At 63.1% G+C, this 16,882-nt stretch carries 14 protein-coding genes; 3 read left to right on the top strand and 11 right to left on the bottom strand.

The genetic code is table 11. The annotated features are described in order from the left end of the window. Positions 1-4 precede the first annotated feature (4 nt). Positions 5-2,485 (bottom strand): GNAT family N-acetyltransferase, encoded by a 2,481-nt coding sequence (locus SB753_RS24125; RefSeq protein ID WP_410802198.1) that lies wholly within the window; start codon positions 2,483-2,485, stop codon positions 5-7. Between the two features lie 267 nt (positions 2,486-2,752). Here SB753_RS24125 and SB753_RS24130 point away from each other — a divergent pair, with 267 nt between their 5' ends. Continuing rightward, positions 2,753-3,622: a LysR family transcriptional regulator gene (locus SB753_RS24130; RefSeq protein ID WP_410802200.1), complete on the top strand. Its 870-nt coding sequence runs from the start codon at positions 2,753-2,755 to the stop codon at positions 3,620-3,622. Between the two features lie 128 nt (positions 3,623-3,750). Here the strand turns inward: SB753_RS24130 and SB753_RS24135 are convergent, their stop codons facing one another. The 8 genes from SB753_RS24135 to SB753_RS24170 all read right to left on the bottom strand — a co-directional run bounded on the left by SB753_RS24135 (position 3,751) and on the right by SB753_RS24170 (position 12,703). Beyond that, positions 3,751-5,352, bottom strand: a complete 1,602-nt coding sequence (locus SB753_RS24135) for a peptide chain release factor 3 (RefSeq protein ID WP_020068586.1) — start codon at positions 5,350-5,352, stop codon at positions 3,751-3,753. A gap of 353 nt (positions 5,353-5,705) precedes the next feature. Beyond that, positions 5,706-7,088 carry an MFS transporter gene (locus SB753_RS24140; RefSeq protein ID WP_410802202.1) on the bottom strand — a complete coding sequence of 461 codons (1,383 nt, stop codon included), beginning with the start codon at positions 7,086-7,088 and terminating at the stop codon, positions 5,706-5,708. A gap of 72 nt (positions 7,089-7,160) precedes the next feature. Further along, positions 7,161-8,600 carry an NAD-dependent succinate-semialdehyde dehydrogenase gene (locus SB753_RS24145; RefSeq protein ID WP_410802204.1) on the bottom strand — a complete coding sequence of 480 codons (1,440 nt, stop codon included), beginning with the start codon at positions 8,598-8,600 and terminating at the stop codon, positions 7,161-7,163. Beyond that, on the bottom strand, positions 8,597-9,634 hold the full coding sequence (locus tag SB753_RS24150; RefSeq protein ID WP_410802206.1) for an aldo/keto reductase: 1,038 nt from the start codon (positions 9,632-9,634) through the stop codon (positions 8,597-8,599). Before SB753_RS24150 ends, SB753_RS24145 begins: the two co-directional genes overlap by 4 nt. 52 nt (positions 9,635-9,686) lie before the next feature. Next, positions 9,687-10,211 carry a formaldehyde-activating enzyme gene (gene fae, locus SB753_RS24155; protein WP_204523357.1) on the bottom strand — a complete coding sequence of 175 codons (525 nt, stop codon included), beginning with the start codon at positions 10,209-10,211 and terminating at the stop codon, positions 9,687-9,689. Positions 10,212-10,803: 592 nt separating this feature from the next. Further along, complete coding sequence (locus SB753_RS24160) at positions 10,804-11,094, bottom strand: H-NS family nucleoid-associated regulatory protein (protein WP_087753653.1); 291 nt, start codon at positions 11,092-11,094, stop codon at positions 10,804-10,806. A 127-nt stretch (positions 11,095-11,221) separates the two neighbouring features. Beyond that, the gene (locus tag SB753_RS24165) at positions 11,222-12,421 is read right to left on the bottom strand and encodes a serine hydrolase domain-containing protein (protein ID WP_410802208.1); all 1,200 of its coding nucleotides are present in this window, start codon (positions 12,419-12,421) and stop codon (positions 11,222-11,224) included. Positions 12,422-12,499: 78 nt separating this feature from the next. Next, on the bottom strand, positions 12,500-12,703 hold the full coding sequence (locus tag SB753_RS24170; RefSeq protein ID WP_020068593.1) for a hypothetical protein: 204 nt from the start codon (positions 12,701-12,703) through the stop codon (positions 12,500-12,502). Between the two features lie 40 nt (positions 12,704-12,743). On the opposite strand from SB753_RS24170, the gene SB753_RS24175 reads away from it, so the two are divergent. Further along, positions 12,744-12,974, top strand: coding sequence for a hypothetical protein (locus SB753_RS24175; RefSeq protein WP_410802210.1), 231 nt, complete (start codon positions 12,744-12,746; stop codon positions 12,972-12,974). Between the two features lie 273 nt (positions 12,975-13,247). On the opposite strand, the gene SB753_RS24180 is transcribed toward SB753_RS24175, so the two are convergent. Beyond that, positions 13,248-13,508, bottom strand: coding sequence for a hypothetical protein (locus tag SB753_RS24180; protein ID WP_408191223.1), 261 nt, complete (start codon positions 13,506-13,508; stop codon positions 13,248-13,250). 86 nt (positions 13,509-13,594) lie between these two features. Beyond that, positions 13,595-15,076: a sigma-54 interaction domain-containing protein gene (locus tag SB753_RS24185; RefSeq protein WP_410802212.1), complete on the bottom strand. Its 1,482-nt coding sequence runs from the start codon at positions 15,074-15,076 to the stop codon at positions 13,595-13,597. Positions 15,077-15,399: 323 nt separating this feature from the next. On the opposite strand from SB753_RS24185, the gene SB753_RS24190 reads away from it, so the two are divergent. Then, on the top strand, positions 15,400-16,800 hold the full coding sequence (locus SB753_RS24190) for a GntP family permease (protein ID WP_020068596.1): 1,401 nt from the start codon (positions 15,400-15,402) through the stop codon (positions 16,798-16,800). Positions 16,801-16,882: the final 82 nt, after the last annotated feature.

Below are 16,882 nucleotides of genomic sequence, written 5' to 3' on the forward strand. Positions count from 1 at the left end.
CGAATCAACGCGCGCCGCGCATCGTCGCGGCGCTCTTCTCCTGCTCCGGCTCTTTCTCCAGCGCCATCCGGAAGCCCACCACACTCGGGTCTTCCGTCGGCGTGATCGTGAAGCCGCTCGCTCTCGCGAGCGCGATCATCGCAGTGTTCTCCCGCAACGCCTCGCCGACAAGCCAATGTATACCGCGCGCACGCGCATACCGGATGATTCGGTCTGTCAGCAACCGGCCAAGCCGTCGCCCTTTCTGATCCGAGCGAATGGCAACTGCGAATTCCGCCGTTTCGTTATCCGGGTCCGCCACCGCGCGCACCACGCCGAGCGTGCGCGCCAGGCCCTCGTCGCTTTGCACCGTCGCGATCAGCGCCATTTCACGGTCGTAATCGATCTGCGTCATGCGTGCGAGCTGCGAATGATCGAAGCTGCCTACTGCACCGAAAAACCGCAGCCGCAAATCCTCGGGCGTCATCGCTTCGACGAAGTCGTGATGCGCGGCCTCGTCTTCGGGGCGAATCGGTCGGACCGTTATACGCAGACCTTGCCAGTCGAGTGTCTCCTCGAAGCGGCGCGGATACGGCATGATCGCGAGGCGGCTGCGCGTCGGCGCGATACGGAGCGTGGGTGCGACAACCGTCACATGATCGCGGTACAAGCGCAGCGTGAGCCTAAGACCAACGATTTCCCTGACGTCGCAGACGGCTTGCGAGAGCGCCGTCAACGCGGCTAACGCAGGCTCCGGCGCGATCAGCCGCGCATACGGCGACCGTGTGACGATGTCGCGGGCGAGCGTCGGATTGAGCGGCGGCAGACCATAGAGTCGCAGCGGCTCGGAAACACCATCGGCGGACGGCGCCGTGAAGCGGAACACAGGACCGAAGTTGTCGTCGTCATGAAGCTCCACGGCGATGTCGACTACCGGCTTGCGCTCAGACGGCGGGCTGGTTTCCGCACAGTCCGATTCGCGCGAACTTTGCTCCGCGTCGGGACGCTCGCCCACGCCCGCTGCATTCGCTGTCGGCACCGTTTCTATGTCGAGCCCGAAACGTTTCAACAAGTCCGCTGCCGCTTCACCGGTTAATTCGCGTTCCCCCGCAGCAAGCGCGGCGCGAGCCTGCGCCTGCGCGGCGTCGATCGCATCAGGGACTTCCGCTGGCAGGCCCTCCGGCGTCTGCATCAGCAATTCGCGCCCCATCCGGTAATCGACGAGACGCGCGAATGCGCGGGCGAGCCGCTGCGGCGTCGTGTGAACCGGAATTCCTTGCGCATGCAACGCGTCGCGCGTAGCAGCGTCAAGTCCGCCAAAAAAGCATGCGAGCAGTCCGCGATACGCGTACCGCTGATTTTCGATCAGCGCCTGCGCCACGTCGCCGACCGGCGCGCCATGCGTCGAAGCATGCACGACGAATGCCGTGCCGGTGCCGCGATGCTCGGCAAGCAGCTTCAGCGCCGTGCCGAAGTGCTCGGGACGAGCGTCGTCGCCGAGTTGCAGCGGGTTGCCGCCTACCGCGTGCGGCAGCGCCTCGTGCAGCGCCTGCGACGCTTGCTCCGGCCACGGCGCGAGCGTATCGCCCGCGGCGGCGAAGGCGTCGCACGCAAGCGTCGCGAGGCCACGGTCGCTAGTGATCAGCGTCGCGGTCGCACCCGCTGCGACGCGACCCACGCCAAGCGTTTCGATTTCGTCGAGCAGGTCGTCGAGCGCGTCGACGCGTACCATGCCGGCGCGGCGAAATGCGGCGGTATAAAGCCCGTCGGCGGGATCGGCGCGGCCCGAGCGCAGAGCAAGCACGGGCTTGTTGCGCGCCGCCGCGCGAGCCGCCGACATGAATTTGCGCGCCGCCTTGACGCTGTCCAGTTCGAGCAGGATCGCGCGCGTGCCTGGGTCGCTCGCAAGATAGTCGAGCACGTCGCCCGCGTCTACATCCGCCTCGCCGCCCAGCGCGATCGCGTGCGAAAAACCGAGGCCGCGTGCATGCGCCCAGCCGAGCACCGCGTTGGTCAGCGCGTTCGACTGCGAGACCCACGCCACGCCGCCCGCCTTCACAGTGCACGACGGCGCGCCGAAATGCGCGCGCAGCGCCGGCGTCACTACGCCGAGACTGCCCGGTCCAACGATTCGCAACAGATGCGGCCGCGCCGCCGCCAGCGCATGCCGCAGCGCGAGCCTGTCGTCTTCGCAACGCATCTCGCCGACAATGATCGCCGCGCGCGTCCCTAAACCGCCGAGTTTGTGAATGATGGAAGGCCAGCTCGCCGCCGGCGTGCAGATAAGTGCCACGGTGGGCGCTTGCGGCAAGTCGCCGACATCGCCGATTACCGGGTGCCCGCTCAGCGTTTCGTATCTCGGATTGACCGGCCACAGCGGGCCCTCGAAGCCGCCTTCGAGCAAGCGCGCCCAGACCATCGCGCCGGTGCTGCCCGGCCGCTCGGAGGCGCCGATCACGGCGACAGATTTGGGTCGGAACAACGCGTCGAGATTGCGAACGGTCACAGGCGCTCCGCAGATGAAAATGGCGCGCCGCTCGGACGTCGACGCGCGCGTGTTCCTCAGCATAGGCGAAGAGCGGCCATCGCGCGGCGCTTCTCGCGCACGAGCCACAGCCCTGGCAATCGGAGGTTGACCGGCGCAACCGCGCATTGGGATTTTTTTAGCGCGCACAGGCAAAATGCAGTGCTTCAATGCGACAATTGCAGGCGATCCGCGCGCCTTCACATCGGCCGCACTGCCCCGCACGATCCAAGAGACAGAAGGTGATGTATGCGACGCTTGCCATCGCTCATCGCGTTGCGCTTTTTCGAGGAAACAGCGCGCCACATGAGCTTTAACCGCGCGGCGAGCGCGCTATGCGTGACGCAAGGCGCCGTTAGCCGGCAAATCAAACTGCTCGAGGAATCGCTCGGCGCGAAGCTGTTCGAGCGCGATCACAAAGGCATTCGCCTGACGCCCGTGGGGCTGCAATTCCTGCCTTGTCTGTCGGACGCGTTCGACACCATCGAGCGCGGTTTCCGGCAAATCACCGCGGCAAAGGGCCGGCGCCGTCTCGTGGTGGCCGTACCGCCTACCTACGCGACCCAATGGTTCTCGCCACGGCTTGGTTCACTCGCCGATGAGATGCCCGACGTCGAATTGTCGATTCGCACCGAGCCGACCGCCGACTGCCACTGCACGATCCGCTTCGGCCGTCATGCATTGCCCGACGCACATTCCGAATTGCTGATGACCGAGCGCCATGCACTGGTGGGCGCGCCGATGCTGCTCGGCGAGCCGCTCGACAGGCTGCTTGAACACATGCCCGCGCTGCACGTGCTGCACAACGACGCGAGGCTGGACTTGTGGCCGAACTGGCTCGCCACGGCAGGGCTGCCCGCGCGTTACGCGGATAACGGCATTGAATTCTCGACGCTGGAACAGGCGATCCGCGCCGCGCGCAAGGGCGCGGGCCTCGCTATCGTCGACAGAAATATGATCGTCGAGGAACTGGCGGACGGCAGCCTCGCGCAGTTCTCCGATGTCGAAGTGGCCGGCCCGTTCGGCTACTGGCTCGACGTCGCGCCTCAGCACGCCGCCCTCGAATATGTGCAGGCGTTCGCGGGGTGGTTGCGCGAACAAGTACTGAACATGGGCTAACGGCTATTCCGTCTAATGGCGAGCCGAAGGTGCGCCTCGAAATAAAAAAGCCGCGTGCATGACACGCGGCTTTCTCTGATCTGAACAGGCTCCGCCAGCCACATGCGCTGGCGGACGGGCTCAACTCGTCACATTGCCTTCTTGAACGGCGCGCCCGAATGCTCGCGCAACTCGTTGAACACGATTTTCGGCCATGCCTTTTGCGCAACTTCGATCTCCGACACATGCGAGGCCAGATACGTGGGCGCGTCGGATGCGTCGAGCGCGATGCGTGCAGCGTATGAGTCGGTGAAGCGGCGCAGTTCCGCAGGGTCGTCGCACGTCACCCAGCGGGACATGCGGTAGCGCGCGGGCGCCATGCGCACGTCGACCTTGTATTCGGTCGACAGACGGTGCGATACGACTTCGAATTGCAGTTGGCCAACCGCGCCCAGAATCATCAAACCGCCCACTTCGGGACGGAACACCTGAATCGCGCCTTCCTCGCCAAGCTGCTTGAGCGCCTCGCCGAGTTGCTTTGCGCGCATTGGGTCGACCACCTCGACGGTCTGGAAAATTTCCGGCGCGAAGAACGGTAGTCCGACGAACTGCAACGCCTCGCCTTCGGTCAACGTATCGCCGAGGCTCAGCGTGCCGTGATTCGGAATACCGATAATGTCGCCCGGATACGCCTCACTCACCGTCTCGCGCCGCTGCGACAGGAACGTCACAACGTTATTCGCGCGAAAAGTCTTGTTCGAACGCGTCACCTTCACGGCCATGCCGCGCTCGAAACGCCCCGAACACACACGAATGAACGCCACGCGGTCGCGGTGCGCCAGATCCATGTTCGCCTGCACCTTGAAAACGACGCCGGTGAACTTCGGCTCGTCCGGCATCACCGGACGCTGCACCGTCATGCGCATCGACGGCGGCGGCGCCAGGTCGACCAGCGCGTCGAGAATTTCCTTCACGCCGAAGTTGTTGATCGCCGAGCCGAACAGCACCGGCGATTGCTGACCCGCAAGAAACTGCTCGCGGTCGAAATCGGGCGTTGCGCCGGTGATCAGGTCGATCTCTTCCTTTGCCTTGGTCCAGCTGTGGCCGAAACGGCGCTCGCCTTCTTCATCGCTCAACGCTTGCAGCGTTTCAACCGCGCCGCCGGCCGTGTCCTGACCGGCCCGGAACACACGAACCTGATCGCGCTGGATGTCGTAGACGCCCTGGAATTCCTTGCCCATGCCGATCGGCCACGTGAACGGCACCGCCGCGACGCCGAGATGCTGCTCGATCTCGTCGAGCAGTTCGAGCGGCTCGCGCACCTCACGGTCGAGCTTGTTGATGAAGGTGACGATCGGCGTCTTGCGGCTGCGGCACACTTCGAGCAGCTTCAGCGTCTGCGCTTCGACACCGTTCGCGCCGTCGATCACCATCACGGCCGCATCCACCGCCGTGAGCACGCGATATGTGTCTTCGGAGAAGTCTTCGTGGCCCGGCGTGTCGAGCAGATTAATAACCGCGTCGCCGTACTCGAACTGCATCACCGAACTCGCGACGGAAATGCCGCGCTGCTTTTCGATTTCCATCCAGTCGGAAGTCGCGTAGCGATTGCTCTTGCGGCCCTTCACGGTGCCCGCAATCTGAATCGCGCCCGAAAACAGCAGCAGCTTTTCGGTCAGCGTGGTTTTGCCCGCGTCCGGGTGGGAAATGACCGCAAAGGTGCGGCGGCGTTTGAGTTCGGAGACTGACATCGGGTCTGGCGGTCACGGATAGGGGTTCGGCGGTCTTCGGAAGCTTGTGGCCTCCGGGCTGCCACGCGTGGCGCGGCGGCGTCGAGCTGCGGGAGTCGGGTCGGGAACCCGCATCACTATGGCAACCGGGCCGCGTCGGAAAACAGGTCGGGAACGAGCGTTCGACAATACGGATAATCGCCAGCGCAGAACAGCGCAGGGAACGAATGATACACGCCGGGACGGCGGACGTGGGAAAGCCGCCCGCGAGGGGCGGCCGGCCGGCGCTACTGTCAGAAACGTTCGCCGGGCGGTGAAGCGGCTACCTTTGGCCCGTAACCGCGCCGCCGCCGGGTTGCACGCTTCGTGTCCTACTAGCCGCCGCTGGCTTCGGTCAACGTCAAATGTTTAGTCTCCGGCGCCCAGGCAATCGAAACGATCATGCCGACCAGCAGCACGGCCGCGAGCACGAACATTGTGATGTGAAAGCCGAGCGTGGCGATGCCGAGCGGCAACAGAAACGTCCCCACTGCGGAGCCGAGACGGCTGCAAGCAATGGCCAGTCCGACGCCGCAGGCGCGTACTTCGGTGGGAAAACACTCGGGCGGGAACACGCCGACCAGGTTTGAGAATGCCGACATGGTCAGCGTGAAAATGCCGAACGCGACAATCATGGCGAGCGTCGCCGATTCCGGCAGCAAGCTGAGCGCGATCAGCGACACGCACGTCACCGCGAACGAGCCGATCAGGAAAACGCGCCGCGGCAGTTTGATCGTGAGCCAGATACCGATCAACGCGCCAAGCACGAGAAAGCCGTTCAGCAGCAAATCCGCGCCTGAATCGTTGTTCAGATGAATCGCCTTCAAGATGGTCGGCAAAAATGTGTAGACCGCGAAATACGGAATCACGAGGCACACGAAAAACGCGCAGTTGAAGATAGTCCGGCGAATCAGGTCTTTCTCGAAGAGACGCATGAACCCGCCAGCCGATTGCGCGTGCTGGTCGTGAGCGCCGTCGAGCGTGACGTTCTCGCCGAAGTGCTTGAGCACGACCGACCTCGCCTCCGCAATCCTGCCTTTGCCGAGCAGCCAGCGCGGCGACTCGGGCGTGCCCATGCGCAACACCAGCACGATCAGCGCCGGAACGCCCGCAGAGGCGAGAAGCCAGCGCCAGGCATCGGGCGAGGCGTCGGCGTAATGCATGCCGAGCACGTTCGCCACCACGTAACCAATCGTCCACACGACGCTGAACGACCCGAGCAATGTTCCGCGATGCTTACGCGGCGAGAATTCCGCGAGAATCGCATGTCCCACCGCAAAATCGCCGCCCATGCCGAAGCCGATCAATACGCGCAGCATGCAGAGTTCGAAAGGCGAGTGCACATAGAACTGCGCAAACGCGGCCACGGTGATGATGACAAAGCTCAACAGAAAGATTTTTTGCCGCCCGAGCCGATCCGACAGCCAACCGAACACCAGGCTTCCAAAGAAAATGCCCATCAGCGCCGAACTGCCGATCATGCCCATCCAGAATGCGTCGAGTGGCATTTGACGATTCATCGCGGCCAGCGCGTAGCCGATTGTGCCGAGCGCGAAACCTTCGGTGAAATGCGCGCCGAACGTGAGGCCGGCGATCTTCACGTGGAACGCGTTCAACGGCACGTCGTCGATGGAAATGGGGCGGTTCGCGGACGGCGCCGCAGCCGGGAAAGTGGGGGCGAGGCCGAGAGGGCTCGCCTGGACATCCTGATTACTCACGCTGTCTCCTTGATTTATTGGCTTTTTCGGGCGGCGAACGCGATGCGCTTCCGCCCGTATGAGGTCTGACGATCAGCGTCCGAGCCCGCCCATCATCATGTATTTGAGTTCGGTGTATTCATCGAGCCCATACTTCGATCCTTCGCGGCCGAGGCCCGATTGCTTGACGCCGCCAAACGGCGCGACTTCGGTGGACAGAATCCCTTCGTTGATGCCGACCATGCCGCTTTCGAGCGCCTCGCCCACGCGCCATGCACGCGCCAGATCGCGCGTGTAGAAGTACGCGGACAGCCCGAACGGCGTCGCGTTCGCCGCGGCCACGGCTTCGTCTTCGGTCTTGAAGCGAAAACACGCGGCGACCGGTCCGAAGGTCTCTTCCTGCGCAATCAGCATCGAACTGGATGCATCGACCAGAACCGTCGGCTCATAAAAGGTGCCGCCAAGCGCATGCGGCTTTGCTCCGGTCAGCACTTTCGCGCCCTTTTGCAACGCGTCGGCCACATGCGCCTCGACCTTCGTCAGCGCGGCCTGATTGATCAGCGGCCCTTGTTCGACGTCGCCTTGCAACGCGTTGCCCACGCGCATCTTGCGCGCCGCCTGCGCGAGCGCCAGCGTGAACGCATCGTAAATGCCGTCCTGCACGTAAAAGCGATTGACGCACACGCAGGTTTGTCCCGTGTTGCGGAACTTGGACGCCATCGCGCCTTGCACGGCGGCGTCGAGATCCGCGTCGTCGAACACGATGAACGGCGCGTTGCCGCCCAACTCCAGCGAGAGCTTCTTCAACGTATCCGCCGACTGCTTCGCGAGCAGCTTGCCCACGCGCGTGGAGCCCGTGAACGAGAGCTTGCGCACTACGTCGGATTCGGTGAGCGCGCCGCCAATTGCGACGGCATCGCCGGAGACCACGTTGAACACCCCCGGCGGAATGCCCGCCTTCTCTGCGAGCACGGCCAGCGCCAATGCGGACAGCGGCGTTTCCTCGGACGGCTTGAGCACCATCGTGCAACCGGCCGCCAGCGCGGGGCCCGCCTTGCGCGTGATCATCGCGAGTGGAAAATTCCACGGCGTGATGGCCGCGACTACGCCGACCGGTTCGCGCGTCACGATGATTTTCGCGTTCGGATTCGGACTCGGAATCACGTCGCCATATGCGCGCTTCGCTTCTTCGGCGAACCATTCGAAGAAGCTCGCCGCGTAGCCGACTTCGCCACGCGCTTCGGCGAGCGGCTTACCTTGTTCGCGGGTCAATAGCACAGCAAGCGCATCGCGATGCTCGAGCATCAACTCGCCCCAACGCTTGACGCGCGCGCTGCGCTCTTTCGCCGTCAACGAGCGCCACGCGGGAAACGCCCGTTCCGCGGCGGCAATGGCTTGCGTCGCCTCCGCCGCGCCGCCCTTAGCCACCTGCGCGATCACTTCGCCTGTCGCGGGATTGAGCACGGGATAAGTGCTTGCGCCTTCGTACCACTCGCCGCCGATGTAATGCCCTGTCCGGAGAAATTCGTTCATGCCGCTTCCTCCAGCTTCTCGGCGAACGCGTCTTGCGCAAGCCTCGGCTCGCGCGCGATGCGCTTGCCAGCGGTGTAGTCGTTGATCAGATCGCACGGCGTGTAATTGCGTTCGAGTTCGAAGATCTCTTCGTCTGAGAGCGCCGTGCCGAGCGCGGCGATCGCGCTGTTAAACTGCGCCGGCGTGTCCGCGCCGACCAGCATGCTCGCCACGCCTTCGTGCCTGAGCACCCACGCCTGCGCGATCTGCGCCGCGGACACGCCGCGACGGGCGGCCACGCGCGCCACCGACGACGCAATCTGCCGCGACACGTCATCGCCATACATTTGCGCGGTGAAGAAGTCGGTCTGATTGCGCGTCGAGTTGGCGTCGCTTGTCAGCAGGCCGCGCGCAAGCGGGCTGAATACGGAGACACCGACGCCCTGATCCCTGCAATACGGGATCATCTCACGCTCTTCCTCGCGATACGCGAGGTTCAGCTGCAACTGCATGTTGATCGGCTTATGCCAGCCGTTGCGTTCGCAAACCTGCATGATCTTCGCGAACTGCCACGTGTACATCGTGGAGACGCCGATATAGCGCGCCTTGCCCGCACGCACGATGTCGTTCAGCGCGCCCATGGTTTCCTCGACCGGCGTGTTCACGTCGAAGAAATGCAGCATGTAGATGTCGACGTAATCCATACCAAGGCGCGTGAGCGACCCGTCGATGCCGTCCATGATGTGCTTGCGCGAATGACCACCAGCGTTCTGGTATGCGCCCATGTCGTAGCCGACTTTGGTCGTCACGACAATCTCCTCGCGGCGCGCAAGGCGCTTCAGAATGCGGCCGACGACTTCTTCGCCGACGCCCGTCGAATAGAAATCCGCGAGGTCGATGAAATTGACGCCGGCTTCCAGCGCATGGCGAACGATCGGCTCGCTGCGCGCCTCATCGAAAATCCAGGGCTTCCATTGGGGCGTGCCCATGTTCATCGTGCCGAGGCACAGACGCGAAACCTTCAGGCCGGATTGGCCGAGGCGAATGTATTCCATGAAAGGTGTCTCCTTGCAGACCGGCTACGGCTGCTTTCGATCGAGGCCGCGATCAGCGTTGTTTGGGGGTGTAGAACGGGTTCGAGACGTCGCGCGCGGCGGCGAACACTTCGTCGCGATGCGGCAAGCCTTTCATCGCGGCAAGGATCGCGTTTCTGCACGCGCGGTAGTTGTTGTCGAAGACGGCGTCGAGATCGTCGGTCGCTGGATTGACCCAGTTCGCGGACACGACAACCCAATCGTTCTCCGCTTCCGGAGGCAGAGTGCCGTTCTCCAACGACTCGGCCACCGCCTTCGCAATACCGGCTTGCGACGCGCCCCAGGTTGCGTTGCCATGGAAGTCGCTGCCGATCTGCGCCTTGTTCACGTAGAGCGTCAAAGGCTTGGTCGGCACGCCCGGACGCGCGATCACGACGAACGGTGCGTGACCCGTGGAAGGCGTCGCCAACGCGGTGGCGAACGCCTGGCCCGCCGGGCCGTTACGCGGGCCGACCAGCACGTTGATATGCGCGAGGTTGACGCCCGGTCCTTCGAATCCTTCGCCGATAAAAAGCTGCTTGTCCGTCGATACGCTCATGGTCTTTCCGTCAAGTTGAGTGGATGACCGATTGTGGCGTTCGGCATCCGCGACCATGTATCGATGAGTTTTGATCCGGGGTATGAGGCGAACTCAACTCCGGGTTTGTCCGGACCGCATAGAGAGCGCGGCGTGTTCGCGCGAAGCGGAAAGCACGCAAAGGTGAGGGTTTTCGGGACTCGCGACGTCGCGCCGCGCACGACGGCGAAAGGTGAGCACGCGCGAAGAGGTTCTTGCACCAACGACGGGGCGTTGCTTGCACGTCGGCATCGACGAAGCGAACGCAGAGCCGTGTTTTTATCTTTGCGAAGGATTCTTCGCACAGCCTGGGAACGCCCGGCAGCAAAGGCTGACGCGGGTTTCGGACATGTCGGTGAGGCGCGGTCCCTACTTCGCACTCACCTCGGATTGGGTGCGCCCGGTGAAGAAGCCAAGCTCACCGAAGTATGTGGACCGGAGGCGCCGGTCGAGTGTGCGGGCTCCAGGTTTCGATCTAAAGGTGAGCGTTTTCGGGGCCTGGCAGCGGTGCAGAAAAAACCGGGCGCAGCATCACTTCAGGAATGCGGACGACACGAAGCCTGCTAACCGCACCCTACACTTCGATCAGAAAACGCTCGCGATTCTTGCCCGCAAGCCACGCAGGCGAGCGCCCGCGGCCGCTCCAGGTCTCGCCGGTTTTCGGGTTGCGATACTTGGCGACCGAAGCGGCTTTTCGCGCAACGGTGCGTGTATTCGCGAAACCGAGCTCTTCGGCGGTCAGGTCGTACTCGGCGATCTTCTGTTTGATGTCGGCGATCGCTTGCGCGACTTCCTTGTCACGAGCCGCCGCAACTTCCTTGTGAAGCTTTTCGAGCTGAGCGGTCAACTGTTTGTATGAGGCCATCGCGAATGCTCCCGTTGATTGTGGCGAACCGAAGTGCGGACGCTATCAGACAAATAAAACGCCGGATAGAGAGCCCTTCATTGTCCGGCGCTAAAAGTGCGGCCGGTCATCGCCATAGCATGCGCACTCAATCGTCAATTGCATCGTACACGCGGCGCTCGAAGTCGACTGCCATGGGAAACGGCTCGATCGAACGGCGCTGGATGAGCATGATGCCGATCATGTCCTCGACCGGATCGGCGAACCAGCTCGTGCCGAAAGCGCCCGGCCAACCGAAGGAGCCAGCTGAGCGATAGCCTTGCGGAAGTTGCTGCGCCGGATCGTCGACGATCGACAAGCCGAGGCCGAAACCCTGGCCCGCCCACATCACATGACCGAACGCCGGGAGGCGGCGTTGATCGCGAGTCAGAAAATTCGAGCGCATCAGATCGACCGAGCGATGCGACAGCAAGCGCACATCGTCGACACGTCCACGCCGCAAAAGCAACTGCGCGAACTGCAGATAGTCCTGAGCGGTGGAGACGAGCCCGCCGCCGCCGCTCTGAAAGCGCGCCGGATTGGCCCAGCGGCTCGCAGACGCATGATCCTCGACCACGCGCCGCCGCGTTTCCGGATCGACGCCATATGCGGTAGCCAGACGGGCGAGCTGCGGCTCGGGCACCCAGAACGCGGTGTCGCGCATGCCCAGCGGCTCGAAAATGCGCGTGCGGAAAAACTCCCCCAGCGGCATGCCGCTCACTCTCGCGATCAGCGCGCCGAGCACGTCGGTGGCGATGCCGTAATGCCAGCGCGAGCCCGGCTGAAACATCAGCGGCAATTGGGCGATGCGCTCGAGCCACGCGTTCACGTCGCCATGCCCATCGATGCCGTTGAAAGCCGTCGCGTACGCCTGTGCCAGCGGGCCGGTCGCGGTGAAGTGGTAGGCGAAGCCCGCGCGATGCGTCAACAGATCGAGCACGGTAAGCGGCGTGCGCACAGGATCGGTCGCATCGAGCGGACCGCCGGGATCGCGCAACACGCGCGGCGACGACAGTTCGGGCAACCACTGCGCGATGGGCGCGTCGAGCGCGAGCCGATCCTCTTCGATCAGCATGAGAATGGCGGCGCTCGTCACCGGCTTGGTCATCGACGCGATGCGAAACAGCGTGTCGCGCTCCATCGGCAACTGCGCGGCTTCGTCGCGCAGACCGAGCGCCTCGAAGTAGCCGGTTTCGCCGCGGCGCCAGACGAGCGCCACCGCGCCGGCCACATCGCCCCGGTCCACGTAACCCTGCAAGGTGCGCGTCAGGGCTGTCAGCCGAGCTGACGAAAATCCAGCTGCTTGCATGTCGATAGTGTGTCCTGGCTTAAGCGTCGTCTGTAGACGATAACGAGATGGCAGCGAGTTTGCAGCGCGCAGTGCTGGTCAGGCCTTCTGGCGCTCTTCCAACGCCGCGAGTGCGGCATTAAGACGTTTGATGCGACTGGCCTGTGTCGGCATGCGAACCGAGCCGGAAACCGAATCGATGCGGTTACGCCAATACGACAGCGGTATGCGGTCTTCGGCGGAAATGTGCGAAATGACGTGTTCGAGATGTTGGATGTCTTTTTCGAGTTGGTGATGATTCATTCTTTTCCCCGGAATACTCGTTGACTTAATTCGAAACGCAATGAAAAAGCACAACTGTGCCGTTTCTAACGATCTACTTCCGTTAGTCGGCAACTTCTTCCTCGCTTTTGCCGCATGGTCTATTTATTCGGCAAAAGCTGCTGGTCGCATGCGCTGGCGAACCTGTGAAAACAGAATACTGCCGCGGGATTTCATGTTCCGTTACCTGCCGCACCGACTTCGCTTCAGTGCGAAAAAATACCGTGACTTTTTATGGATGTCGATCCATTAGGAATAAAAACCAACGTCGCTGATTAATATGCGAGTGGCATAGACACGGTTTTGTCTCCCACGCATTAGACGCATATATTTATGACGTTCGTGCACTTCTGAAAGCGCGCCCTCGGCGCAATAGTTCGCCGCTGAAGGCCGTAAGCATTTTGAATAGCGAGTTATGCGCGGCCGGCGTACAAATTGGGCGGCACAGTCCCGGCAAGACTAGTGGACCAAAGGCAGTCGAACACTGCCTTCGGTCCTCACCCGCAAGGGCGCGGCCGCAGCGCTATTACTTTGCGCGGCAGGCGTAGATCAGGCTGAGCGTGCCATTGTTCGTGGACTGGCGAACCGTGTCGAACGCGCCGCCGCAGCCTGCGGCCGCCTGCTGCGAGCAGGAGTCGGAGCCAGCTGGACATTCAACGAGTGTGGTGACACGGCCGTCGGGCAAAAACAGCGGCGCGCTGCTGCTGCAACCGCCCAGTACAGTGCTCGCTGCAACGACCGCGAACACAGAGACACGGCGCGCGAAGAAAGAGAAGCTGCGGTTCATGTGAAACCCCGATCACGTCTTGTTTTTGGATCACACGATTGTGCCACGCGCCCATTGCGCTGCGTGCCCGGTGAAGGCCGGCTTTGTCAAATCTCGATGCCGTGCGCCGCAATCTTTTTGTAAAGCGTTGCCCGCCCCATGCCGATCTGCGCGGCGGTGTCGATCACGCGCCCGCCGTTGGCGCGCAGTGCATCGCTGAGAAAGCGCTTCTCGAACGCCGCCATTGCCTCGTTCCACGACGACGGCTCGATCTCCGGATTCCCCGCTTCGGCCACAGCCGGCGGCTGGGCGTGCGGCGCGCCTTGTACCGCGCTCGCGCTGAGTGCGCCGCCCTGCCCCGAACCGACGAACGGCGCAAGCGCACGCGCATCGATCCGCTCACTGTCGGACAACATCACGGCCCGCTCAAGCGTATTGCGCAGTTCGCGCACATTGCCCGGCCATGCGTAGGCGCACAGCAAGCGCAATGCATCGTCCTGCAATTCGTAGTGACTGCCGCCGCGCGCCTGCGTCGACAGGTCTTCGAGCATTGCGTAGGCGAGCGCTTCAATGTCTGAAGCGCGCTCGCGCAAAGGCGGTGCGTGGATCGTCAATACGTTCAACCGATAGAACAAGTCCGCGCGGAAACGTCCCGCCGCGACGAGCGCGGGCAAATCGGCAGAGGTCGCCGCGATGATCCGCACGTCGGCGCGCACGATCCGGTTCGAACCGAGCGGCTCGAACTCCTTGTCCTGCAAAACTCGCAGCAGCTTGCCCTGCAACGGCAGCGGCATATCGCCGATCTCGTCGAGGAAAAGCGTGCCGCCGTTTGCCAGCTCGAACTTGCCGACGCGGCCCTTGCGATCCGCGCCCGTGTAAGCGCCGGGCGCCGCGCCGAAGAACTCGACTTCGAGCAACGTGTCCGGAATCGCCGCCACGTTCACCGTCACGAGCGGCTGGTTCGCGCGCGCCGAGCCGCCGTGGATTGCATGCGCGAGCAGTTCCTTGCCGGTGCCGGTCTCCCCCAGCAGAAGAACCGGCGATTCCAGTTGCGCCGCTCGGCGCGCCTGGCGCTTGACCTCCAGGCTGGCCGCGCTCGTGCCGACAAAGCTGCCGAAGGTGTACTTGGCCCGGCGCGCCTGCGCAAGCGACTGGCGCGTCGCGATCAACTCTTCCTGGACGCGCGAATAGTGCGAAAAGAGCGGTGTAAGCGCCTTCAGTTCGTCAAACAGCGCGAAACCGACGGCGCCCACGGTTTCGCCTGCGTCGTCTTTCAGCGGCAGACGCGTGACGACGAGCGGCTCACGATCCGTTTCCAGAATGTCGAGCAGAATCGGCTTGCCCGTCTTCACGACTTCGCGCATCAGGCTGTTTGGAATTACCGCTTCGCAATCCCGGCCAATGGCCTGCTCGGGATCCGCAAAGCCGAACCGCGCCGCATAACGCTTGTTGATCCAGACTACGCGCGCCTCGGCGTCGACAATGAACGTGCCTTCGCTGAAATTCTCGAAAGTGCGAAATAGCGAGTCCATCGCGCGGCGCAGGACGTCGCTATAGGTGGCAGGGAGGCCCGCCCAGTCGTTCATCATGTTGTCGCTGTCTCCGGCTATCGTTCTATTAGTCGCTTGTCTCCATTCGTGGACAAGCTTATCTCATCGAAGAGATCGCCGACAAGCCTGTACAACAACGGTCCCGCCATGACGCGCGTGCGCACGGAGCAATTCACGTCCCCGTTTGGAGACGTTTAGGTACAATCTGCGGCACACGTCTCATGGTTTTGTCCGCTACGGCCCCGCGCATCGGCGCGCGAGCCGTTACCGGGCGCATGGCATGGAACCTGCATTCGCGGGCGCCGTGCCGTGTCTCGCTGAGACGGCGTACACGTAGAACAAACCAAGCTTCTGGAGACTCAATGTCCTTTGTCATCGTCCTTGCCGCGCTGGCGTTTCTGATGTTCGCCGCGTATCGCGGCTACAGCGTCATTCTCTTCGCGCCGATCGCCGCACTCGGCGCCGTCCTTCTGGTCGATCCGGCCGCCGTTGCACCGGTTTTCACCGGCATCTTCATGGAGAAGATGGTCGGCTTCGTCAAGCTCTACTTCCCTGTATTCCTGCTGGGCGCCGTGTTCGGCAAGGTCATCGAACTATCCGGTTTCTCGGAGTCGATCGTGGCAGCCGCGATTCGCTACATTGGCCGCTCGCGCGCGAACGCCGTGATCGTCGCTGTGTGCGCGCTGCTCACTTACGGCGGCGTATCGCTGTTCGTGGTGGTGTTTGCGGTCTATCCGTTCGCCGCTGAGTTGTATCGCCAGAGCAATATTCCAAAGCGCCTGATGCCTGGCGCCATTGCACTGGGCGCGTTCTCCTTCACGATGGACTCGCTGCCCGGCACGCCACAAATCCAGAACATCATTCCGACGACGTTCTTCAAGACGACCTCGTGGGCTGCGCCCGCGCTCGGCGTGATCGGCTCGCTGTTCATTATCGTGGTCGGCCTCAGCTATCTCGAATGGCGCCGCCGCGCCGCGATGGCAACCGGCGAAGGCTATGGCACAGAACTCGTCAACGAACCGGAACGCGTCGAGTCGAAGCAGCTGCCGCATCCGTTGCTCGCGGTCGCGCCGCTGGTGCTGGTCGGCGTCGCGAACTTCGTGCTGACTCGCTGGATTCCCACGGCGTACGGCGTTTCATACACCGTCGCGCCGGACATCCTGCCGGGCGTCCACGCGCCGCTTACCACGACGATCAAGACAGTCGTGGCGATCTGGGCTGTCGAAGGCGCGCTCTTGCTCGGCATCGTCATGGTCGTGCTGACAGCGTTCGGCCGGGTGCGCGAGCGCTTTGCAGTCGGCACCAAGGCGGCAGTGGCGGGCGCGCTGCTGGCGTCGCTGAATACCGCTTCCGAATATGGCTTCGGCGGTGTCATCGCCGCGTTGCCGGGTTTCCTCGTGGTGAGCGACGCGCTGAAAAGCATTCCGAACCCGCTCGTCAACGCAGCCGTGTCGGTCAGCTCGCTGGCGGGCATTACGGGTTCTGCGTCCGGCGGCATGAGCATCGCGCTCGCGGCCATGTCGGATGTATTCATCAAGGGCGCAGAGGCCGCGCATATTCCGATGGAAGTGCTGCACCGCGTGGTCGCAATGGCCAGCGGCGGCATGGACACGCTGCCGCATAACGGCGCGGTCATCACGCTGCTGGCGGTGACCGGATTGACGCACCGTCAGTCCTATCGCGACATCTTCGCGGTGACGGTCATCAAGACGCTGGCTGTTTTCTTCGTGATCGCCGTTTATTACACGACCGGGCTCGTTTAAGCGCGGGCTTGCAGGGGACGATGCCGGCCACCTCGCCGGCATCGTGAGTTTTGATCGGTTATCTTGTCAGCCCGACATTCGA

It is taken from the genome of Paraburkholderia sp. SIMBA_053 (assembly GCF_046534895.1).
In the GTDB taxonomy this organism is placed as follows: domain Bacteria; phylum Pseudomonadota; class Gammaproteobacteria; order Burkholderiales; family Burkholderiaceae; genus Paraburkholderia; species Paraburkholderia caledonica.